Annotated in this window: 23 protein-coding genes, 2 tRNA genes and 1 pseudogene; 22 read left to right on the forward strand and 4 right to left on the reverse strand. The window is 64.8% G+C overall.

The window, feature by feature from the left end; translation table 11 throughout:
* Positions 1-43 precede the first annotated feature (43 nt).
* Positions 44-856, reverse strand: coding sequence for an IclR family transcriptional regulator (locus tag BM222_RS03620; RefSeq protein ID WP_177242989.1), 813 nt, complete (start codon positions 854-856; stop codon positions 44-46).
* Positions 857-964: 108 nt separating this feature from the next.
* Between BM222_RS03620 and BM222_RS03625 the strand changes: the two genes are divergently transcribed.
* From BM222_RS03625 to BM222_RS03645, 5 genes are read left to right on the forward strand one after another with little or no spacing between them, the layout of a single operon-like run.
* Complete coding sequence (locus BM222_RS03625) at positions 965-1,930, forward strand: Bug family tripartite tricarboxylate transporter substrate binding protein (protein ID WP_092226921.1); 966 nt, start codon at positions 965-967, stop codon at positions 1,928-1,930.
* The gene (locus BM222_RS03630; protein ID WP_177242990.1) at positions 1,930-2,547 is read left to right on the forward strand and encodes a flavin reductase family protein; all 618 of its coding nucleotides are present in this window, start codon (positions 1,930-1,932) and stop codon (positions 2,545-2,547) included. Before BM222_RS03625 ends, BM222_RS03630 begins: the two co-directional genes overlap by 1 nt.
* A gap of 45 nt (positions 2,548-2,592) precedes the next feature.
* On the forward strand, positions 2,593-3,474 hold the full coding sequence (locus BM222_RS03635; RefSeq protein WP_092226923.1) for a fumarylacetoacetate hydrolase family protein: 882 nt from the start codon (positions 2,593-2,595) through the stop codon (positions 3,472-3,474).
* Positions 3,471-3,863 carry a RidA family protein gene (locus BM222_RS03640; RefSeq protein ID WP_092226924.1) on the forward strand — a complete coding sequence of 131 codons (393 nt, stop codon included), beginning with the start codon at positions 3,471-3,473 and terminating at the stop codon, positions 3,861-3,863. The genes BM222_RS03635 and BM222_RS03640 overlap by 4 nt, the downstream gene beginning before the upstream one ends.
* Positions 3,864-3,876: 13 nt before the next feature.
* A complete protein-coding gene (locus BM222_RS03645) occupies positions 3,877-4,752 on the forward strand; it encodes an amidohydrolase family protein (protein WP_092226925.1) in 876 nt (291 codons plus the stop codon).
* Between the two features lie 165 nt (positions 4,753-4,917).
* Here the strand turns inward: BM222_RS03645 and BM222_RS03650 are convergent, their stop codons facing one another.
* Positions 4,918-5,913, reverse strand: coding sequence for an LLM class flavin-dependent oxidoreductase (locus tag BM222_RS03650; protein WP_092226926.1), 996 nt, complete (start codon positions 5,911-5,913; stop codon positions 4,918-4,920).
* Between the two features lie 172 nt (positions 5,914-6,085).
* On the opposite strand from BM222_RS03650, the gene BM222_RS03655 reads away from it, so the two are divergent.
* The 3 genes from BM222_RS03655 (at position 6,086) to BM222_RS40865 (ending at position 8,105) form a co-directional block, all read left to right on the forward strand.
* Positions 6,086-6,568 carry a Crp/Fnr family transcriptional regulator gene (locus BM222_RS03655; RefSeq protein ID WP_092226927.1) on the forward strand — a complete coding sequence of 161 codons (483 nt, stop codon included), beginning with the start codon at positions 6,086-6,088 and terminating at the stop codon, positions 6,566-6,568.
* 625 nt (positions 6,569-7,193) lie between these two features.
* A complete protein-coding gene (locus tag BM222_RS03660; RefSeq protein ID WP_092226928.1) occupies positions 7,194-7,436 on the forward strand; it encodes a DUF3551 domain-containing protein in 243 nt (80 codons plus the stop codon).
* A 345-nt stretch (positions 7,437-7,781) separates the two neighbouring features.
* Complete coding sequence (locus BM222_RS40865) at positions 7,782-8,105, forward strand: hypothetical protein (protein WP_177242991.1); 324 nt, start codon at positions 7,782-7,784, stop codon at positions 8,103-8,105.
* Positions 8,106-8,549: 444 nt separating this feature from the next.
* On the opposite strand, the gene BM222_RS03670 is transcribed toward BM222_RS40865, so the two are convergent.
* Positions 8,550-8,624, reverse strand: a tRNA-Thr gene (locus BM222_RS03670).
* A gap of 316 nt (positions 8,625-8,940) precedes the next feature.
* Between BM222_RS03670 and BM222_RS03675 the strand changes: the two genes are divergently transcribed.
* From BM222_RS03675 to BM222_RS03740, 14 genes and pseudogenes are all read left to right on the forward strand, one after another.
* Positions 8,941-9,129 (forward strand): hypothetical protein, encoded by a 189-nt coding sequence (locus tag BM222_RS03675; protein ID WP_092226929.1) that lies wholly within the window; start codon positions 8,941-8,943, stop codon positions 9,127-9,129.
* Between the two features lie 26 nt (positions 9,130-9,155).
* Entirely contained in the window at positions 9,156-10,862 is a 1,707-nt protein-coding gene (locus BM222_RS03680) for an FAD-dependent oxidoreductase (protein WP_092227268.1), read from the forward strand.
* A 113-nt stretch (positions 10,863-10,975) separates the two neighbouring features.
* Positions 10,976-11,284 carry an EthD family reductase gene (locus tag BM222_RS03685; protein WP_092226930.1) on the forward strand — a complete coding sequence of 103 codons (309 nt, stop codon included), beginning with the start codon at positions 10,976-10,978 and terminating at the stop codon, positions 11,282-11,284.
* Between the two features lie 189 nt (positions 11,285-11,473).
* Positions 11,474-11,983 carry a hypothetical protein gene (locus BM222_RS03690; RefSeq protein ID WP_092226931.1) on the forward strand — a complete coding sequence of 170 codons (510 nt, stop codon included), beginning with the start codon at positions 11,474-11,476 and terminating at the stop codon, positions 11,981-11,983.
* Positions 11,984-12,009: 26 nt separating this feature from the next.
* Positions 12,010-12,834, forward strand: a complete 825-nt coding sequence (locus tag BM222_RS03695; RefSeq protein WP_092226932.1) for an alpha/beta fold hydrolase — start codon at positions 12,010-12,012, stop codon at positions 12,832-12,834.
* 158 nt (positions 12,835-12,992) lie between these two features.
* Positions 12,993-13,442 carry a DUF2948 family protein gene (locus BM222_RS03700; RefSeq protein WP_177242992.1) on the forward strand — a complete coding sequence of 150 codons (450 nt, stop codon included), beginning with the start codon at positions 12,993-12,995 and terminating at the stop codon, positions 13,440-13,442.
* 143 nt (positions 13,443-13,585) lie between these two features.
* Positions 13,586-14,881 (forward strand): histidinol dehydrogenase, encoded by a 1,296-nt coding sequence (gene hisD, locus BM222_RS03705; protein ID WP_092226934.1) that lies wholly within the window; start codon positions 13,586-13,588, stop codon positions 14,879-14,881.
* Positions 14,878-15,375 (forward strand): UPF0262 family protein, encoded by a 498-nt coding sequence (locus BM222_RS03710; RefSeq protein WP_092226935.1) that lies wholly within the window; start codon positions 14,878-14,880, stop codon positions 15,373-15,375. Before hisD ends, BM222_RS03710 begins: the two co-directional genes overlap by 4 nt.
* Before the next feature lie 6 nt (positions 15,376-15,381).
* Positions 15,382-15,849, forward strand: a complete 468-nt coding sequence (locus BM222_RS03715) for an arsenate-mycothiol transferase ArsC (RefSeq protein ID WP_092226936.1) — start codon at positions 15,382-15,384, stop codon at positions 15,847-15,849.
* Positions 15,850-16,006: 157 nt separating this feature from the next.
* Positions 16,007-16,636: a Maf-like protein gene (locus BM222_RS03720; RefSeq protein WP_092226937.1), complete on the forward strand. Its 630-nt coding sequence runs from the start codon at positions 16,007-16,009 to the stop codon at positions 16,634-16,636.
* 125 nt (positions 16,637-16,761) lie between these two features.
* The gene (gene yacG / locus BM222_RS03725) at positions 16,762-16,944 is read left to right on the forward strand and encodes a DNA gyrase inhibitor YacG (protein WP_092226938.1); all 183 of its coding nucleotides are present in this window, start codon (positions 16,762-16,764) and stop codon (positions 16,942-16,944) included.
* A gap of 161 nt (positions 16,945-17,105) precedes the next feature.
* Positions 17,106-17,181, forward strand: a tRNA-Phe gene (locus BM222_RS03730).
* Between the two features lie 251 nt (positions 17,182-17,432).
* Positions 17,433-17,765, forward strand: a complete 333-nt coding sequence (locus BM222_RS03735; protein ID WP_092226939.1) for a DUF302 domain-containing protein — start codon at positions 17,433-17,435, stop codon at positions 17,763-17,765.
* 112 nt (positions 17,766-17,877) lie between these two features.
* Positions 17,878-18,215 (forward strand): annotated as a pseudogene (locus BM222_RS03740) (histidine kinase dimerization/phospho-acceptor domain-containing protein); the annotation flags it as partial.
* A 75-nt stretch (positions 18,216-18,290) separates the two neighbouring features.
* Here BM222_RS03740 and BM222_RS03745 read toward each other — a convergent pair.
* A complete protein-coding gene (locus BM222_RS03745) occupies positions 18,291-19,175 on the reverse strand; it encodes an MBL fold metallo-hydrolase (protein WP_092226941.1) in 885 nt (294 codons plus the stop codon).
* Between the last annotated feature and the right edge of the window lie 42 nt (positions 19,176-19,217).

Genomic DNA, 19,217 nt, shown 5'->3' on the forward strand with positions numbered 1-19,217 from the left:
GGTCGGCGGAGGTCGCCCTTGTGCCACAAAACGGCGCTGGAAGTCAGCCCATTGACAGCATCGCCTGACCCCGAATGGCCTGCTCGATGATGTGCGCCTCCCGCAACAGAATCTCCGCGACCTCCTGCTCGCGGCGCGGGCCGAGCCTCGTCCGAACGGCAGAGACGGTCATCGCCGCCGCGGGCCGGCCGTCCGGGGTCTTGATCCAGGTCGAGATCGATTTCGTGCCCTGCACGAGGCCGATCTCCCGTATCCCATATCCGCGCCGTCGCGCCGAGGTGACCTGGCCGAGCACGGTTACGATGTCGGTGCGGTAGGCCTCGAATCTCTTTTCATTGGCCGCAACGATCTTGCGCGCGTCCGGTGCCGGCAGTGCGGCGAGGATCGCCACGCCGGCGCTGGAGACGCCGAGCGGACGGCGCGCGCCGACCTCGATCGACAGCACCTGGATCGGATAGGCGCCGATCCGGCGGTCGATGCACAGCGTGTCATTGCCGGTCCGTACCGTCAGGAACAGCGTGTCGCCGATCTCGGCCGATGCGCGCCGCAGCGAAGGATCTGCGGCGACCAGAAGCGGCGAGGGCCGGGGACGCGCGAGCGCCAGCTCCGGCACCTGGTTGCCGATTGCATAGCGGCCGGTTCTGCCGTGCCGCTCGACGATGCCTTCCTCGACCAGCACGTGAACGATACGGTGCACGGTCGGGCGCGTGAGGCCGGTGGCCTGCACGACCTCGGCCAACGGCACGCCGTCTTCGCGGCCGGCGGCAAGAATGCGCAGCACGGAGAGCGCGCGGCGGATGGCTTGAGCGCCCCGACGCGGTTCTACCGGGCGGCTAGACGAGCGAGGCTTGTCCATATTATGGACAAGAACCGCACAATTCAGTCGACAGGTAAAGTCCGGAATCGACAGATTGCGCGCAACAAGAACAACCGGCGGTCCGGATCCGCCGTTCGGGAGGTTCAGATGAGGTCGCTCTGGGTGATCGCAGCTGCGGTGGCGGCGATGCTGGCGGGCCCCGCGTCGGCGCAGCAATGGCCGGCGCGCGGCGTCAAGCTGCTGGTGCCCTATCCCGCCGGCGGCAATGTCGACAGCGCCGCGCGCATCATCGCCGACAAGCTGCAGGAGAAGCTCGGCCAGCCCTTCATCATCGAGAACAAGGCCGGCGCCGGCGGTATGATCGCGGGCGAAGCCTTCGCGAAATCCGCGCCCGACGGCTATACGCTGTTCGTCGGTGCCAATGGCCCGGTGCTGTTCGCGCCCGAGATCAACCGGCGCGACGCCTATGACTGGAAGAAGGACTTCGTGCCGATCTCGACGATCTCGATGACGCCGCTGGTGCTCGAGGTCCATCCGTCGGTGCCGGCGACGACCTTCAAGGAGTTCGTCGATCTCGCCAAGCGCGAGCCCGGCAAGCTGACCATGGCTTCGCCGGGTCCCGGCACCACCAACCATCTGCTCAGCGAGCTGATGCAGTCCAGCCTCGGCCTGCAATGGGTCACCGCGCATTACCGTGGCAACGCGCCCGCGATCAACGATCTGCTCGGCGGGCAGGTGCAATTCGCATTCGATCAGCTCACCGTCAGCCTGCAACACATCAAGGCCGGCCTGCTCCGGGCGCTCGCCGTCACCAGCCCGCATCGCCTGGCATCCTTGCCCGAGGTTCCGACCTTCGCCGAGCTCGGCTACCAGGACTTCGATGCCCAGACTTTCACCGGCCTGTTCGCGCCCGCGGGTACGCCGGCACCCGTGGTCGACAAGCTGCACGACACGCTGGTCGCGGTCCTGAAGGACCCCGGCGTGGTCGACAAGTTCGACAAGCTCGGCGCGGAAGCCGTTCCGATGAGCCCCGACGAGTTCAGAGCCTATCTCGCACGCGAGGATGCCAAATGGATTCCGATCGTGCGCAAGGCCAACATCAGGGCTGACTGATGCGGATCGACCCTGCCGAGCTTGGCGCGGAGCGCATCTACCGGCTGATGACCGGCATCGTGGTGCCGCGCCCGATTGCCTGGGTGACCAGCCTGTCGCGATCGGGCGTGCTCAACCTCGCGCCTTTCAGCGCCTTCACCTTCGTCTCGCAGAAGCCGCCGATGCTTGCCATCAGCGTCGGCCGCAAGGGAGTCGATTACAAGGACACCGCGCACAACATCCTCGACACCGAGGACTACGTCATCCACATCGCCGATACGCCCTTGATGAATGCGGTGCATGACAGCTCGGTCGAGCATCCACCTGAAATCAGCGAGGTCGAGCATCTCGGCCTGGAGACGCTGCCATGCGAACGCGTCAGGGTGCGCCGGCTTGCCGCAGCACCGGTCGCGATGGAATGCGTGTTCCGGCAATGCCTGGAGTTCGGCCAAGCCCGCAGCCGGCTGATCGTCGGCGAGGTCGTGATGTTCCACATCCGCGATGGCCTCGTGAGCAACGGCAAGGTCGAGACCGCGGCGCTCGATCCGATCGCCCGCATCGGCGGTCCCCGTTATGCCCGCCTCGGGGAAATCGTGACGCTGAACACCGTGTTCCAGACCCCGAAATCAAAGGACTGAGCGCGCGGGTCGCGGGACGTCGGAAAGCCTTTGGAGAAAACGACAATGCGACTCGTGAGCTATCTGATGGAGGGAGAGCCGCGCTACGGTGCGGTGATCGAGGGCGGCGTGGTTGATCTCACCAAACGGATCGGCCGCGAGTTCTCCGATGTGAAGGCGCTGATCGCCGCGAACGCGCTGACCAAAGCGCAAGCCGCGCTGGCCGGACAAAAGCCGGATTACGTGCTGGACAGTCTCACGCTGCTGCCGCCGGTGCTGGCACCCGAAAAGCTGTGGTGCATCGGCGTCAATTACGCCGAACGCAACGCCGAATATAAGGATAATTCGGACCTGCCCAAATATCCGAGCCTGTTCGTGCGCAGCATGTCGTCGATGACGGGCTCCGGCCAGCCGCTCGAGAAACCTGATGTCTCCGATCAGCTCGACTACGAGGGCGAGCTCGTCATCGTGATCGGTGAGGGCGGCCGGCATATCCCGCGCGAGAACGCCTTCGCGCACATCTTCGGCATGACACTGTGCAACGAAGGCACCGTCCGCGACTGGCTGCGCCACGGCAAGTTCAACGTCACGCAGGGCAAGAACTTCGATCGCTCCGGCAGTATCGGCCCCTGGATCGTCACCGCGGACGAGCTCGATCCGCGCGGACCGCACGACATCATCACGCGCGTCAACGGCGAGGTGCGGCAGCAGGACACGACCGAGCGGCTGATGTTCCCGTTCGACTTTCTGATCTCCTATCTCTCGACCTTCGCCACGCTCAAGCCCGGCGACATGATCGTGACGGGCACGCCGACCGGAGCGGGCGCGCGCTTCGACCCGCCGCGCTGGCTCAAGGTGGGCGACGTCGTCGAGGTCGAATCCAGCCGCATCGGCGTACTCAGCAACACCGTCGCCGCTGAACCAACGACAAAGGGAAGCGCATCATGACAGGCTCAACGCGCCGCAAGAGCATCCATATCGGCGGCTTCAGGCACGCCAATCCGATTCCGAACGCCTGCCGCATCGGCAATCTCGTGATGTCGGGCGTCATCCTGGGGCGTGATGCCGGCGGCGCGATGCCGGAGAGCCTCGACGCCCAATGCGCCAACATGTTCGCACATATGAAGGCCACGGTGGAGGCCGCCGGCGGCAGCACCGACGACATCATCAAGATGACGGTGTGGCTGAAGGACCGCACGCAACGCGGTCCCGTCAATGCCGAATGGCTCAAGATGTTTCCGGATGAGCATTCGCGGCCGGCGCGCCACACGCTGGCGATGGACGTCATGGACGGCGGCGCGCTGGTGCAGTGCGACTTCACCGCCGTGATCGACTGAAGGAGCATTGCGCATGCCGACCTATCTGCCGTTCGATCCGAACCCGCGGCGCCCGGTCAAGGCGCCGCCGCCCAAAACCGTCGACAGCCAGTTTCACGTGCTCGGTCCTGTCGACAAATATCCAGAGCGACCTGGTGCCGCCTATCGAATGCCGACCGCGACCTGGGAGGCGGCGCTGCGCATGCACAAGAAGCTCGGCATCGAGCGCGGCATCATCGTGCAGACCACGACCTATGGCGCGGATCATTCCGTCGTGCTCGACGGTCTCGCTGCGATGGGTCCGAACTATCGCGGCTGTGCCAACGCGCTGGTGTTTGCGGAAGCCGACGACGCCTATCTCGCCAGGCTGTACGACGCGGGCGTCCGGGGCGCCCGCTTCAGCTTCCGCCAGGAGCTTGGCGCGGTGCTGTCGGACCAGGACTTCGCCCGCGCCATTGCGCGCATTCGCGAGCTCGGATGGTACGTCAAGATCCAGCCGGAGAAAGACGGCATCATGTCGAGTGTCGCGAAATACGAAAACCTCGACGTGCCCGTGCTGATCGACCACATGGCGCGGCCGGTTCCAGCGAATGGCAAGGACGATCCGAACCTGCGCAAGATGCTGGAGCTGCTCGAGAAGGGCAATTTCTGGGTCATGCTCTCGCTCGGCGAGAAGACCTCGCAGGCCGGCGCGCCCTATGACGACGTCGTCCCGATCGCGCGCGCCTATATCGACGCCGCCATCGACCGCTGCGTCTGGGCCAGCGACTGGCCGCATCCGGTCTCGGTCAAGCAGCCGCCCAACGATGCCGATCTGCTCGAATTGATGTACCGCTACGCGCCCGATCAGGCGGAGCTCGAGAAGATCCTCGTGCACAATCCGGCGAAGCTGTTCGGGTTTCCGGATTAGGCGAGACACCCTCCGCCGTCATTGCGAGGAGCGTAGCGACGAAGCAATCCAGGCTGTTTCTGCGGAGGCAGCCTGGATTGCTTCGCGGAGCCTGTCATCGGGCCGCGCTTCGCGCGGACCCGTTGGCTCGCCTGACGGAAGAAAGTCCGCGCTCACGCCACCGCCTCACACCGCCAGCCGATCCCGCACCTCCGCTGCGATCTCGAACGATCGCAGTCGCGCGGCATGATCGTAGATCTGGCCCGTGGTCATCAGCTCGTCCGCCGCGGTGTCGGCGATCAGCGCCTTCAGCTTGTCTTCGACGACAGCGGGCGAGCCGACGGCGGTGCAGGCCAGCGCCTGCGCGACGCCGGCCTTCTCCGCCGGCGACCACAGGGCGTCCATGTCGTCGACTGGCGGCGGCAGCTGGCCGGGCGTGCCGCGGCGCAGATTGATGAACTGCTGCTGCAGCGAGGTGAATAGGCGCTGCGCCTCGGCATCGCTGTCGGCGGCGAACACGTTGACGCCGACCATCGCATACGGCTTGTCGAGCTGCGCCGAGGGCTCGAACCGCGCGCGATATTCGCGCAGCGCCGGCATCATCATCTGCGGCGCGAAGTGGGAAGCAAACGCAAAGGGCAGCCCGAGCATGGCCGCTAGCTGCGCGCCGAACATGCTGGAGCCCAGGATCCAGAGCGGCACCTTCGTTCCCATGCCGGGCACGGCGCGGATGGTCTGATTCGGCTTGACGTCGCCGAGCAGGGCCTGCAACTCCAGCACGTCATGGGGAAAGTTCTCGGCGGCCGTCGCGAGGTCGCGCCGCATCGCCCGCGCAGTGAGCTGGTCGGTGCCCGGCGCACGTCCGAGGCCAAGGTCGATCCGGCCGGGATAAAGCGACTCCAGCGTGCCGAACTGCTCGGCGATCACGAGCGGCGAATGGTTCGGCAGCATCACGCCGCCGGAGCCGACGCGGATCGTCTTGGTGCCTCCAGCGACATGCCCGATCACCACCGACGTCGCGGCGCTCGCAATGCCGGTCATGTTGTGATGCTCGGCCAGCCAGAACCGTTTGAAGCCCCAACGTTCGGCATGCTGCGCGAGATCGAGCGAATTGCGGAAGGCCTGCGCGGCGTCGGAGCCCTGCCTGATCGGAGCGAGGTCGAGCACGGAGAAGGGGATCATGAAGCAGCCACCGGATCAAGGCGCGGGAGGCGCGCCGGGGCCTCACATATAGGAACCGGGTCCGGAAATGTTAGCGCACACAACGGAGAGGGGCTTTGCGAAATCGTTCAAGGCCCTCGAACGGTCCAGTACTTTGCTTGCCGCCTCTGGCGATGGGACATATCCTCGCGCGATGACTGTCAGCGCCCCCGACCTGAAAGCATTCCTGCTCGCGACGCCGTTCTTCGGCGGCCTTTCGGACGCAAGTCTCGATCTCCTGATCTCGATGCTGGTCGAGTACCACTTCGATCTCGGCGCGACCATCGTGGCCGAAGGCGAGCCGGGACGCTCGATGTTCATCGTCAGGTCGGGTCGGCTGGCGGTCAGCAAGCGGTCGAATGCGGGGAGCGCCATCCCGATTTCCGTTCTGAAGCCTGGCGATTTCTTCGGCGAGATGATGCTGATCGAAATGCAGAATCGCTCCGCCACGGTCGTCGCGGAGTCCCCGACCGTGCTGTACGAACTGACGGCCCAGAAGCTCTACGCCTGCTACAAGACCGACATCCACGCCTATGTGCTCGTCCTGCAAAACATCAATCGGGAGCTATGCCGGCGGCTTCGCCGCGCCGATGATCGCTTCACCGGGCATCGCGTGGGGGACGATTCCGAGCTGTGAACGGAGGCTGCCGAGCAGAAACTCGGCAGCCTCCTTTCCCCGTCAGATCACGTGGCGGGAATGTCAGCGTCGACGACGGGTGGGATCGTTGTTCCCGCCGGGACGAATAGCCTGGGGGCCGCCCAGGCCGCTGCTGGATGCGCCCTGGCCGGCTGCGCCGGTGCTGGATGCGGCACCCGCATTGCTGCCCCCAGCGCCCATGCCGGTCGTGCCACCCGTTCCGTTGCTGCCTGCAGAGCCGGCTGCGCCAGCTCCCACGCCCGCACCGCCTGTTCCAGCGCCGGCACCCGCACTGCCCGCACCGCCCGCGCCACTTCCTCCGCCCGCCTGCGCGTGGGCGAAACCGATCGACGCACCCGCAAGCAACGCGCACATGGCCATCGAGAAAATTGTCTTTCGCATTTTTCAGCTCCATTGAGGTTGTGGCCGTCAACCGGAGCTGCCTGCGGACGTTCCTAAAGAGCAGCTGAGACGAGCTTTCGCAAGCCGTTAGGAACGATCTGGCGTCACGACGGATTGGCGCTTGCCGTGGGGTGCGACAATTCGTAAGTCATGTCAGGCGACCGGCGACCCTTCAGGGCTCCCGCTCTCCGGCGCCGCTCGGCTGACATCGTGGAGGATCGCAATGCGAATTGCCCTGTTGGTTGTTGTCATGATGGCCGGGCTGGCTCCCGCAGCACACGCCGAGCGTGACTATCCCTGGTGCGTCTTTGGCGGTGAGCTCGGTGCTTCCGGCGATTGCATGTATGAGACCCGGGAGCAGTGCCTGGCCTCGGCATATGGGCGGTGGAACCTCTATTGCGACATCAACCCGCGTGTGAGGTTCAGGCAGCCGGCGCCGCCTCCGCCTCCGCGCCGGACGCACTGAATCGCAGCACGCAGGCGCACACTGGGCGCACCGGTCGTCGAGTATGCTTGGGCCTTGGCCGGAGAGATCCGGACGTGCAGGGAAGCCTGATCCGGCTATAGCAGCGCCAGCGAGTGCAGCGAATTTCCATGAAACCCGAAGGCGACCAGGCCGGACAGAAGCAGCGCAGCCCCAGTCACGATCAAGCAAAACGCAATCACTATCGGAGCCCCTGGTTCGTTCATGCACGACCGGAACGATAATAGATAAAATTTTACCGACAATCGAAAGGAAGAATTAAACTTACCTGCGCGGTCCAGGGAGGGCGGTGCCGAGGAGCGCGGCCACAGCGAGCTTGCGAGCTTCATGAGAGAACGCGCGATCAGCAGAGCCAAGGCGATTGTCGTAGATATGTCGCTTAGCAAGCAAAACAGCGCCAGGCTTGCGCAGGCAAAGAAGGCGATCGATGACCGCGACGTCGCCATTTCTGCTTTGATCTGTCCCGTCGGGCAAAACACCCATCTATCGCCAAACCCCGTCAACCCTTCGTCACAAAAATATTCCACTTTACCGAAATTCGGATTTGCAGCAATGTGCGCACATCCCGGCCCGATGGAGAGGGGCGATCGTACGTCGTCACGATTGTGGGTTGGGGATGCGGTGGACGCCGCAGCGCCGGCGCGGATGTGAGGGCAGGGCGGGCAGAGGATTGAGCCGAACCCCGTGAGCCCGTCGCAAGCCGTGTCGTACGAACGGCGCTGATGCGTACGGCAAAACCGTGTGGTCCTGGCCGTCGTCGCTACGGTCAAGCACTTGCGGAGGCGGCACTGGCGTCAACCGGCGCGGTGCCGGTGAATTCCGTGAGGCGACGGTGACAACAAGAATTCGTCGCCGGGGAGAGCACGGCATAAGCCGTCCGACCATCGCGCAGGGAAGGCCGAGTGTTCGGCGTCACCTGTATGCTGCTGTGCGGTTTCCTTGCGCTACACTTTTTCGCGCAGTGGACCGCGGGTGCCCGTCGGCACCCGGTCTTCCCTGCGCCCTCTTCACAGGAGGAGGGCAATCGAGACGAGCGAAACTCGGGCGTTCAGTGCCGCGAGAATGCTGATCCGTGCGTATTTCAAGAAGATGAAATGGTGCTGCCAGACAGGATTGAACTGTCGACCTCTCCATTACCAATGGAGTGCTCTACCACTGAGCTACGGCAGCAATGCTGGGATAAGAATCGGCCGCCACGGGGGCCTTCCAAGCGGGCCGATATCTGCCACAGGCCTCCCCGCTGTGCAAGCTTGCAAGGCCCCTCCAAACGAGAAAATCGAGGCAATATCGGGGATTATACGGCCGTTTGGGCCCGAAACGACCGACTTTCCGGTGATTTTTGTTCCGCGTCCCCCGGTCAACTGGGCAGTTGGCCGCCACGCCGGATTCGCGCCATTTTGAGTTTCGCAACGATCGGGACCGCGCCGGCCTCTTGAGCTGCCGCAATCCCTGGGCAAGGTATCGCGGACCGTTGTAGGAATCCGTGATGGCTGACCAGACCGACAAGAGCGCAAGACAGGCGAGGGGCGCGCGGGACGACCGCCTGAAATCGGCGTTGCGGGAGAATCTGAAGCGACGCAAGGCCCAGGCGCGCGAACGCGCAGCGACCGCCGACCCCTCGCAAGACGACGATGGCTCCTCAAGTGAGGGGACCGCCGGCAAGGCCGGGACGTAGAATTCTTGGAATGGATGGACGTGGCCATGGGGCAGGACGAGCAGGATCACACCGACAGAGACGCGATGATGTCGCGTTTCATCCGCCCCGAGCAGACCTTCCCGGCGCTGACGCCGGCCGAGATCGAGCGCATCAGGAATTTCGGCGAGCTCCGCACTTATAACGACGGTGAGCTGTTGTTCGAGACCGGCAAGCCGGGGCCGGGCATGTTCGTCGTGCTCAGGGGCCACGTCGCCATCACCCAGCGCGACGGGCTCGGACATGTCACGCCCTTGATCGACCAGGGACCGGGGCAATTCCTGGCCGAGCTCGGCCAGCTCTCCGGTCGTCCGGCGCTGGTCGATGGCCGCGCCGAAGGCGATGTCGAGACGTTGCTATTGCCGCCGGAGCGCCTGCGCGCGCTGCTGGTTGCCGAGGCCGAGCTCGGCGAGCGCATCATGCGCGCCCTGATCCTGCGCCGGGTCAATCTGCTTCAGGCCGGCGTCGGCGGAGTCGTGTTGATCGGTCCGTCGCATTCGGCCGGCGTGGTGCGCTTGCAGGGTTTCCTCACCCGCAACGGCCAGCCGCATCATCTGCTCGATCCCGAGCGCGACCGCGATGCCGCCGAAATGATCGCGCGCTATTCCCCCAGGCCCGAGGATTGGCCGCTGGTCGTCACGCCCGACGGCGCGGTGCTGCGCAACCCTGATGAGACCGAGCTTGCGCGCGCGATCGGCATGATCGGCGGTCCGCGTAACGACCGCATCTATGACGTCGCGATCGTCGGCTGCGGACCCGCGGGGCTTGCGACCGCGGTGTACGCGGCGTCCGAAGGGCTCTCGGTCGCCGTGCTCGATATCAGAGCGTTCGGCGGCCAGGCCGGCGCCAGCGCGCGCATCGAAAACTATCTGGGCTTTCCGACCGGCATTTCCGGCCTGGCCCTCACGGCGCGCGCGTTCAACCAGGCGCAAAAATTCGGCGCCGACATCATGATCCCCGTCACGGTGAAGTCGCTCGACTGCTCGCGCAAGGACGGCGCGTTTGTGGTTGCGCTCGACGGCAGCGAACCCTTGCGCTCGCGCGCGGTGGTGGTCGCAAGCGGCGCCCGCTATCGCCGGCCCGACATCGAGAACCTCGATAAGTTCGAGGGGCGCGGCGTCTGGTATTGGGCTTCCCCGGTTGAAGCCAAACTGTGCGCCGGCGAGGAGGTGGCGCTGGTCGGCGCCGGCAATTCGGCCGGGCAGGCGGCGGTGTTCCTCTCGGGTCACGCCAAACGCGTTCTGATGATCGTCCGCGGCGGCGGCCTCGGGGCCAGCATGTCGCGCTATCTCATCGAGCGCATCGAAGCGACGCCGAACATCGAGCTGCTGTTCAACACCGAGATCTCGGCGCTCGAAGGCGACGAGGCCTCGCTGCTGCGGCGCATCCGCTTGAAGAGCCGCTTGTCTGATGACGAGGAAACCGTCGACATCAATAATCTCTTCCTGTTCGTCGGCGCCGATCCCGCCACCGGCTGGCTCGACGGCTGCGGTGTCGCGCTCGATCGCGGCGGGTTTGTCGTGACAGGCGCGCAGTCAGATCTGAACCAGGGCAGGCTGGTGGCGCCGCTCGAGACGTCGGTCCCCGGCGTCTACGCCGTCGGCGATGTCCGCTCCGGCTCGGTCAAGCGCGTCGGCGGCGCCATCGGCGAGGGCGCGCAGGTGGTGGCCTCCCTGCACGGCTATCTCGGCGACGCCGCAAAACCGGCGCTTTAGCCACGATTAATACAAGCGCATTGAATGTGGCTTGCGATCTTGCCAATGTCGCACGGACTATCGACGCGTCGCGACCAATCGCGCGAATACAAAGATTCACATGGGAGGACTAAATGGCTGAAATCGTCGTGCTCTACAAGACGCCCAAGGATGTCGAGGCTTTCGACAAGCACTACGCCGAGATCCACATTCCGCTCGCCAAGAAGCTTCCCGGCCTGAAGAAATACGCCGTCAGCAAGGGGCCGGTCGCATCACCCGCCGGCCCTTCCGGGATACACCTCGTGGCCATTCTCACCTTCGATAGCGTGGCCGACATCCAGGCCGCATTCGGCAGCCCGGAAGGCAAGGCGACCGGCGCCGACGTGCCGAAATTCGCCAGCGGCGGCGCCGATTTGCTGATCTTCGACACCAAGGAGGTGTGAGCCGAGATTCAACTTTCGTCAAAAGCTGCCGTCGTTTGTGACAGCGGTGCAAAAAATTCAGCCATGCGTTTTTCAAAACGCACGAACACGCATGGCTGCACGCCCATCGCTGTTGCTATTGTGATGGTAATCCGATGAGGGGCGTAATATCAATCTCCAGATCTCAATGCAGAGAGTAGGAGAGATGCCATGGTCCTCGGCCTGAGCCTTCCCGCCTTCACGTTGGTCCACGTCATCATCAGCCTGATCGGTATCGCCGCCGGCCTCGTCGTGATGTTCGGCCTGCTCGGCTCGAAGCCGATGCCCGGCCTCACCGCGATCTTCCTGCTCTTCACCATTCTGACCAATGCGACCGGTTTCCTGTTTCCGTTCAAGGAGCTGTTGCCCTCCTACATCATCGCCGGCATCTCGCTGGTGCTGCTCGCGATCGCGTGCATCGCGCTCTACGGCATGAAGCTCAGAGGCGTCTGGCGGCCGGTCTACATCGTGACCGCGATGATCTCGCTCTATTTCAACGTCTTCGTCCTGATCATCCAGTCCTTCCTGAAGATACCGGCGCTGGCCGCGCTCGCGCCGGCCGTGCCACCGGCGCCGCCGTCAGGCCCGGTCTTCGCCGTGGTGCAGGGTCTCGTGCTGATGTTCTTCGTGCTGGTGATCATCGGCGCCTGGCGCCGCTACAAGCCGATGGCGTTCGCCTGATCGCATCTCGCTAAAGGAGTCCTTGAATGCCCACCATCACAACCAAAGACGGCGTCGAGATTTTCTACAAGGATTGGGGCTCGGGCCAGCCGATCGTGTTCAGCCATGGCTGGCCGCTGTCGTCGGACGATTGGGACGCGCAGATGATGTTCTTCGTCACCCGCGGCTATCGTGTCATCGCCCATGACCGCCGTGGCCATGGCCGCTCGGCGCAGGTGGCCGACGGGCACGACATGGATCATTACGCCGACGATCTCGCCGCGCTGACCGCGCATCTCGACCTCGAGAAAGCGCTCCACGTCGGCCATTCCACCGGCGGCGGCGAGGTCGTGCACTACATCGCGCGCCACGGCGAGTCGCGCGTGGCGAAAGCGGCGATCATTTCCGCGGTGCCGCCGCTGATGGTGCAGACCGAGGCCAATCCCGGCGGTCTGCCGAAAGCCGTGTTCGACGGCTTTCAGGCTGCGCTCGCCGCAGGCCGCTCGGCCTTCTACCGCGATATCGCCGCCGGTCCATTCTACGGCTACAACCGTCCCGGCGCAAAACCATCGGAAGCGGTGATCCAGAACTGGTGGCGCCAGGGCATGATGGGCGGCGCGAAAGCGCACTATGATGGCATCGTCGCATTCTCGCAGACCGACTTCACCGAGGATCTCAAGAAGATCAACGTGCCGGTGCTGGTGATGCATGGTGACGACGACCAGGTCGTGCCCTACGCCGATTCCGCGCCGCTGTCGGTCAAGTTGCTCAGGAACGGCACGCTGAAAACCTACAAGGGCTTTCCACACGGCATGCCGACCACGGAAGCCGAAACCATCAACGCGGATCTGCTCGCGTTCTTCAAGAGCTGAGCAGATCGCTCAGCTTGCGGGCGAGAGTGGGATGTCTCAGCGAAGCTGACCGGTTTATCCTTTCGCGCTCGCGGCCGCCGCATCGGCCGCGAGCTTTTGGATACTTCGGGGCCGGCGCGCGTTGAGCCCCGTCCGCCCCTCGAGGAGAAGTGCCGGTGATGTCTTCCCAGCTCAAATTGATCGCGCTCGATGCCGACGATCTCGCCGTGATCTCCACCCATGTGCAGGACGCCCGCGTCCAGCCGTCGGACATCATCTGGCGGCAGGGTGAGAAGCGCCTCGTCGTCGGCATGAGCCGGCTGGACTGGGAGCAGACGCTGGATGGCGAGGCCGAGCCGCGCCGGCTGGTTTCGGCGCTTCGCTTCGACCGCGTGCTCGCCTGCAAATCGCGCAACATCGATCTGGCCGCGCCCGAGGCGGTCCTCGACCTCGTCGGCATCGAATTTCATCCCCAGCATGGCCGTGACGAGGAGCCAAGCGGCAGCGCGCTCCTGCTATTCGCCCAGGGCGGCGCCATCAGGCTCGACGTCGAGTGCCTGGAATGCGAGCTGACCGACCTCGGGGCGGATGACCTGGGAACGGCGCCGGGGATCGAGCAGGATGGGTGAGCCGGCTGTATACCAGCTGAAACGGCTCGGCCGTCACCGGAACGATAGCTGCCAAGGGTTGACGCAGCTTCCCCGCCGCGCCATTGAGCAGGGGGGCTGGTGAGCCAATCCGCCCCAGTGATCAGCCGGAAGCCAAGCCAAGAATGCCCGTTCGTCTCGACCGCAGCAGTGCCGATTTTGACCAGCGATTCCAGGCGTTCCTCGCTGCCAAGCGCGAGGTCTCGGCCGATGTCGAGGCCGCCGCGCGCGCGATCGTCGACGATGTGGCCAGGCGGGGCGATGCCGCCCTGCTCGAGGCCACGGAAAAGTTCGACCGGCTGACGCTCGATGCATCCGGTCTTCGCGTCTCGGCCATCGAGATCGAAGCCGCGACAAAGGCCTGCGATACCGCAACACTGGATGCGCTCGCGCTCGCGCGCGACCGCATCGAGACCTATCATCGCCGTCAGCTGCCGAAGGACGAGCGCTTCACCGACCCGCTCGGGGTCGAGCTCGGCTGGCGTTACACCGCAATCGAATCCGCTGGCCTCTACGTACCCGGCGGCACGGCGGCGTATCCGTCCTCGGTGCTGATGAATGCCGTGCCGGCCAAGGTCGCAGGCGTCTCGCGCCTCGTGATGGTGGTGCCTTCGCCCGACGGCAAGCTCAACCCGCTGGTGCTCGCCGCCGCGCATCTCGGCGGCGTCACCGAGATCTACCGCGTCGGCGGTGCGCAGGCCGTGGCCGCGCTGGCTTACGGTACCGCGACGATCGCGCCTGTTACCAAGATCGTCGGTCCCGGCAATGCCTATGTCGCCGCCGCCAAGCGGCTGGTGTTCGGTAAGGTCGGCATCGACATGATCGCTGGACCTTCCGAGGTGCTGGTGATCGCCGACGACACCGGTAACGCCGACTGGATCGCCGCTGATTTGCTGGCGCAGGCCGAGCACGATGCCAGCGCGCAATCGATCCTGATTACCGACTCGGCGCGACTCGCCGCCGACGTCGAGAAGGCGGTCGAAGCGCAGCTGAACACGCTGCCGCGCGCCGCGATCGCCGGCAAGTCCTGGGCCGAGTTCGGCGCGATCATCATGGTGAAGACCCTGGCCGATGCCGCTCCCTTGGCCGATGCGATCGCCGCCGAGCATCTCGAGATCATGACCGGTGATCCCGACGCGCTCGCCGCAAAAATCCGCAACGCCGGCGCCGTCTTCCTCGGGGCGCATACGCCGGAGGCGATCGGCGATTATGTTGGCGGCTCCAACCATGTGCTGCCGACGGCGCGCTCGGCGCGATTTTCTTCAGGCCTGGGGGTCGCCGATTTCATGAAGCGCACGTCGATTCTGAAATGCGGCCCGGACCAGCTGCGTGCGCTGGGACCTGCCGCGATGACGCTCGGACAAGCGGAGGGCCTGGATGCTCATTCGCGCTCGATTGGATTGCGCCTCAATCTGTCATGACAAAGCCGCCCGAACAGGACGACTCGACCAATCGCATCGTCGCGGTCACCCTCGACGAGGACTCGATCGGCCGTTCCGGGCCGGACATCGAGCATGAGCGCGCGATCGCGATCTACGATCTGATCGAGCAGAACTTGTTTGCGCCCGAAGGCGCCGACGGCAACGGTCCGTTCACGCTGCATATCGGCATCACCGGCAGCCGGCTGATGTTCGACATCCGCCGCGAGGACGGCACGCCCGTTGTCGCGCATCTGTTGTCGCTGACGCCGTTCCGGCGGATCGTGAAGGACTATTTCATGATCTGCGACAGCTATTACCAGGCGATCCGCACCGCGACCCCTGACAAAATCGAGGCCATCGACATGGGCCGCCGCGGCATCCACGACGAGGGATCGCGCACGCTGCAGGAGCGGCTGAAGGGCAAGGTGCGGGTCGATTTCGAGACCTCGCGCCGGCTGTTCACGCTCATCACCGTCCTTCATTGGAAGGGCTAGGCGCGGATGGCTGCGCCCCCACGCGCACGCGATCCACAATCGGTGCTGTTCGCCTGCGCGATGAACAGCGTGCGCTCTCCGATGGCCGCGAGCCTGCTACGGCACATGTTTCCGCAAGGCCTCTACGTGAAATCGGCCGGTGCGAGAAAAGGCGAGCTCGATCCGTTCGCGATCGCGGTGATGGCCGAGCTCGGCCAGGACATCTCCGCCCACAAGCCGCAGAGCTTCGAGGAACTCGAGGACTGGGAGGGCCTGAACTTCGACCTCATCATCACGCTCTCGCCGGAGGCGCACCACAAGGCGCTGGAGCTGACGCGGACGCTGGCTGCCGACGTCGAATATTGGCCGACGCAGGATCCGACCACGATGGAGGGCAGCCGCGACCAGAAGCTTGCCGCCTATCGCGAGGTCTGCGACCAGCTTTTGATGCGCATCCGCCGGCGGTTCGCCAAGGTGGGCGCGGCGAGCGGGTAGTGCGCGGCGCCCGTAACACCCGCGTCATGGATGAAGGGCACACACATGTCGGGCCGCTCGAATCAGCAAAGTCCGAGTTCCCGGGTTGTGAAATCAGCCCCCTTCCGATAGGTTCCGCGCGCAATTCACTCCCTGCCTCATCCCCAAAAATCACCTGATGCTCGGCCGCCCCAAATTCGTTCTTGCCTCCGGTTCGCCGCGGCGCCTGTCGCTGCTGAACCAGGCCGGCATCGACCCCGACGCGCTCCGGCCGGCCGATGTCGACGAGACGCCGAAGCGGGGCGAACTGCCGCGCGCCTGCGCCAACCGCCTGGCGCGGGCCAAGGCCGATGCGGCGCTCAAATCGGTGCAGCTGGACGACGAGCTGCGCGGCGCCTTCATTCTCTCGGCCGACACGGTGGTCGCGGTCGGCCGCCGCATCCTGCCCAAGGCCAATCTGGTGGACGAGGCCGCGCAGTGCCTGCGGCTGCTGTCGGGCCGCAACCACCGCGTCTACACCGCGATCTGCCTGGTGACGCCGCGCGAGGCGTTCCGCCAGCGCCTGGTCGAAACCCGCGTCCGCTTCAAGCGCCTCTCGGAGGACGACATCCAGGCCTATATCGGTTCCGGCGAATGGCGCGGCAAAGCCGGCGGCTATGCCGTGCAGGGCATCGCCGGCTCGTTCGTGGTGAAGATGGTGGGGTCCTACAGCAACGTCGTCGGCCTGCCGCTCTACGAGACCACGACGCTGCTCGGTGGCGAAGGCTTTCCGATTCGCTTCGGCTGGCTCAACGCCACCGCGATCTGACGAAAATCCCGAAAACAACCCCATGCACAGTAGAACCGGCCGGCGGGGCGCATGCGCCTGTTCCGGAGGAACCCGTTTGCCGAGAGCCGCTTGAGCCTCGTCACCTCATGTAGACTGCCGCCATCATGAACGACCAAGTCAAAAAGCCCACTGGCCCGCTCAAATCCTGCCCGATCTGCGGCAAGCCGCAGGCGCAGGCCACCCGCCCGTTCTGCTCGCCGCGCTGCCGCGACGTCGATCTGAATCGCTGGCTGAAGGGCACCTACGTCATCCCCGGTCGGGATGATGAGATTGATGATGTCGAATAATAAGTAATATCAATGTTGTCCGAATGGCCAGCAAGCCGCCCCAGCTTGTGCACAGCCGGGCCGCGCCCCGCGTAGCCGAAGGCGAAGCGCGGGTAGACAGGCCGCCGCGAGCCCACTATAAACCGCCCGCTCGATGGGCTTTGGCCCCTCTCGTGGAGCACGCCCAGGTAGCTCAGTTGGTAGAGCATGCGACTGAAAATCGCAGTGTCGGTGGTTCGATTCCGCCCCTGGGCACCAAATCCACGCTTTTCCACGCCAGAGCACGAACTTGTACGATTGCCTTCGCTCGGCGATCGGCGCGAGGAGCGCTCGCGGATTTCTCTCCCGGGGCGCGCCAGGTTTTTACATACGCTCAAATCGAGTCCCGGCCATTGACAACCGAGAGGCGAGCAAGCCTTCGATAGGCTTGATCTTCGCCGATCGAAATCGGGAGTTTCGGCGCTCTCGCGGTCACGCGTATCGGCCGCATCTCCTATCCAGCCGTGCTCATGGCACTTGCGGGCGGCTCGCGCTTCCGCGGCTTCGGCGTGTTAACCAGGATCGACGTGCAGTCGACGTTGAAGGAGAAGATCGGCGCCGATTTCCGCCCCTACGTCATTCTCGGTGCCTGCAATCCGCAGATGGCGCACGAGGCGCTGAAGGCCGAAGACAAGATCGGGACCATGCTTCCCTGCAACGTGGTCGTTCAGGAGATCGATGGCGGGGAGGAGGTCGCCGCGGTGGACCCCGTCGCATCGATGCAGGCCATTCAGAATGCATCCTTGGCCAGCATTGCGGAGAAGGTCCGCAGCGAGTTGAAGGCGGCGGTCGAAGCGATCTAGCGCCTTCGGCCGTCATTCGTGTCGTTTCGGTTCGGCGCCCCCTGGTTCAGCGAGACCTTGCAAGCCATGCACCACGCAGCCGGGGGATGTGGCCTGCACTGCTGATCGCACGTTGCTCGGCGCCGCGATCTGGGCGAGCGTCGGGCAGGGGCTTCGCGGCGAATGGCTCGCGATCTCGGCGCGCGCGAGCCTGAAGACATGCGGCACGTGGAAACGGACCGGCCGCCGACCGAGGTCAGGCCGCTCGCGGTCGCGCTGAACGGGCTCCTGAGCAGGGTCGCAGCGGCGCGACGGCACGAACGGGAAGTGACTGCCTTCGCGGCGCACGAATTGCGCACGCCGTTGGCGGGCCTGAAGACGCAGGCCCAGGTGGCCTTGGCTGCCGACGACCCGAAGGTCGTGCGCGGGTCGCTCGAGCAGATCGTCACGGCCGTCGACCGGAGCGCACGGGCGGCAGCAGATCGGAACTGACGTTCGACGTATGGTCAGCGCCCGGTGCCGCGGCACGACGCGATTGTCTCGGGCCTATAAGCAGGCCTGCGCGCCATCCTTCAGCTTCACGGGGATCGTGAGATAGCGCACCCCGTTGGCTTCGGCCGGCGGGAATTTGCCGGCGCGGATGTTGACCTGAATGGAAGGCAGCAGCAGCCTCGGTGCCGGCAGTTTGGTGTCGCGCGCCCGCCGCATGGCCACGAATTCGTCTTCCGAAACGCCTTCCTTGACGTGGACGTTGCTTTCGCGCTGCTCGCCTACCGTGGTCTCCCAGGCGAAAGTGTCGCGGCCCGGAGCCTTGTAGTCGTGACACATGAACAACCGAGTTTCCTGTGGCAACGACAGCAGCCGCTTGATCGATCGATAGAGCTTGTGAGCATCGCCGCCGGGGAAGTCGGCGCGTGCGGTGCCGTAGTCAGGCATGAACAAGGTGTCGCCGACGAACACGGCATCCTCGATCTTGTAAGAGATGTCGGCCGGCGTGTGCCCCGGCGTGTAGAGAACTTCGACGTCGAGTTCGCCGATCTTGAAGCGCTCGCCGTCGCGGAACAGATGATCAAAGTCGCTGCCGTCGGTCTTCAAGTCGGTGGCGTTGAAGATAGGGCGGAAGATGCGTTGCACGTCCTTGATGTGCTCGCCAATCCCGATCTTCGCGCCGGTCTTCGCCTTGATGAACGGCGCGCCCGAGAGGTGGTCGGCATGCGCATGGGTCTCCAGCACCCGGTCGACAGTGTTGCCCGCCTCTTCGGCGGCTGCGAGCATCGCCTCGACGGAGCGCGTATCGACCTCGCCGGAATTGTGGTCGTAGTCGAACACGGGGTCGATGATCGCTGCCTTTTTCGTGGCGGGATCGGCGACGAGGTAGCTCACCGTGTTTGTCGGCTCGTCGAAGAATGATCGGATGATTGGCTGTGACATTCTGAAACTCCCTATTGCCTCGTGGTCTTGACAGATATATTA

Source organism: Bradyrhizobium sp. Gha (genome assembly GCF_900113735.1).
Classification (GTDB): Bacteria; Pseudomonadota; Alphaproteobacteria; order Rhizobiales; family Xanthobacteraceae; genus Bradyrhizobium.

Bases quoted from the DNA above. Each gene is read 5' to 3' on its own strand.
- BM222_RS03690 (WP_092226931.1), top strand. From the start codon at position 11,474: ATGGTCCTCGGCCTGAGCCTTCCCGCCTTCACGTTGGTCCACGTCATC.
- BM222_RS03680 (WP_092227268.1), top strand. From the start codon at position 9,156: ATGGGGCAGGACGAGCAGGATCACACCGACAGAGACGCGATGATGTCG.
- BM222_RS03715 (WP_092226936.1), top strand. From the start codon at position 15,382: ATGGCTGCGCCCCCACGCGCACGCGATCCACAATCGGTGCTGTTCGCC.
- BM222_RS03700 (WP_177242992.1), top strand. From the start codon at position 12,993: ATGTCTTCCCAGCTCAAATTGATCGCGCTCGATGCCGACGATCTCGCC.
- BM222_RS03625 (WP_092226921.1), top strand. From the start codon at position 965: ATGAGGTCGCTCTGGGTGATCGCAGCTGCGGTGGCGGCGATGCTGGCG.
- BM222_RS03635 (WP_092226923.1), top strand. From the start codon at position 2,593: ATGCGACTCGTGAGCTATCTGATGGAGGGAGAGCCGCGCTACGGTGCG.
- BM222_RS03720 (WP_092226937.1), top strand. From the start codon at position 16,007: ATGCTCGGCCGCCCCAAATTCGTTCTTGCCTCCGGTTCGCCGCGGCGC.
- BM222_RS03660 (WP_092226928.1), top strand. From the start codon at position 7,194: ATGCGAATTGCCCTGTTGGTTGTTGTCATGATGGCCGGGCTGGCTCCC.
- yacG (WP_092226938.1), top strand. From the start codon at position 16,762: ATGAACGACCAAGTCAAAAAGCCCACTGGCCCGCTCAAATCCTGCCCG.
- BM222_RS03675 (WP_092226929.1), top strand. From the start codon at position 8,941: ATGGCTGACCAGACCGACAAGAGCGCAAGACAGGCGAGGGGCGCGCGG.
- BM222_RS03645 (WP_092226925.1), top strand. From the start codon at position 3,877: ATGCCGACCTATCTGCCGTTCGATCCGAACCCGCGGCGCCCGGTCAAG.
- BM222_RS03630 (WP_177242990.1), top strand. From the start codon at position 1,930: ATGCGGATCGACCCTGCCGAGCTTGGCGCGGAGCGCATCTACCGGCTG.
- BM222_RS03710 (WP_092226935.1), top strand. From the start codon at position 14,878: ATGACAAAGCCGCCCGAACAGGACGACTCGACCAATCGCATCGTCGCG.
- BM222_RS03650 (WP_092226926.1), bottom strand. From the start codon at position 5,913: ATGATCCCCTTCTCCGTGCTCGACCTCGCTCCGATCAGGCAGGGCTCC.
- BM222_RS40865 (WP_177242991.1), top strand. From the start codon at position 7,782: ATGAGAGAACGCGCGATCAGCAGAGCCAAGGCGATTGTCGTAGATATG.
- BM222_RS03620 (WP_177242989.1), bottom strand. From the start codon at position 856: ATGGACAAGCCTCGCTCGTCTAGCCGCCCGGTAGAACCGCGTCGGGGC.
- BM222_RS03735 (WP_092226939.1), top strand. From the start codon at position 17,433: ATGGCACTTGCGGGCGGCTCGCGCTTCCGCGGCTTCGGCGTGTTAACC.
- BM222_RS03640 (WP_092226924.1), top strand. From the start codon at position 3,471: ATGACAGGCTCAACGCGCCGCAAGAGCATCCATATCGGCGGCTTCAGG.
- hisD (WP_092226934.1), top strand. From the start codon at position 13,586: ATGCCCGTTCGTCTCGACCGCAGCAGTGCCGATTTTGACCAGCGATTC.
- BM222_RS03745 (WP_092226941.1), bottom strand. From the start codon at position 19,175: ATGTCACAGCCAATCATCCGATCATTCTTCGACGAGCCGACAAACACG.
- BM222_RS03685 (WP_092226930.1), top strand. From the start codon at position 10,976: ATGGCTGAAATCGTCGTGCTCTACAAGACGCCCAAGGATGTCGAGGCT.
- BM222_RS03695 (WP_092226932.1), top strand. From the start codon at position 12,010: ATGCCCACCATCACAACCAAAGACGGCGTCGAGATTTTCTACAAGGAT.
- BM222_RS03655 (WP_092226927.1), top strand. From the start codon at position 6,086: ATGACTGTCAGCGCCCCCGACCTGAAAGCATTCCTGCTCGCGACGCCG.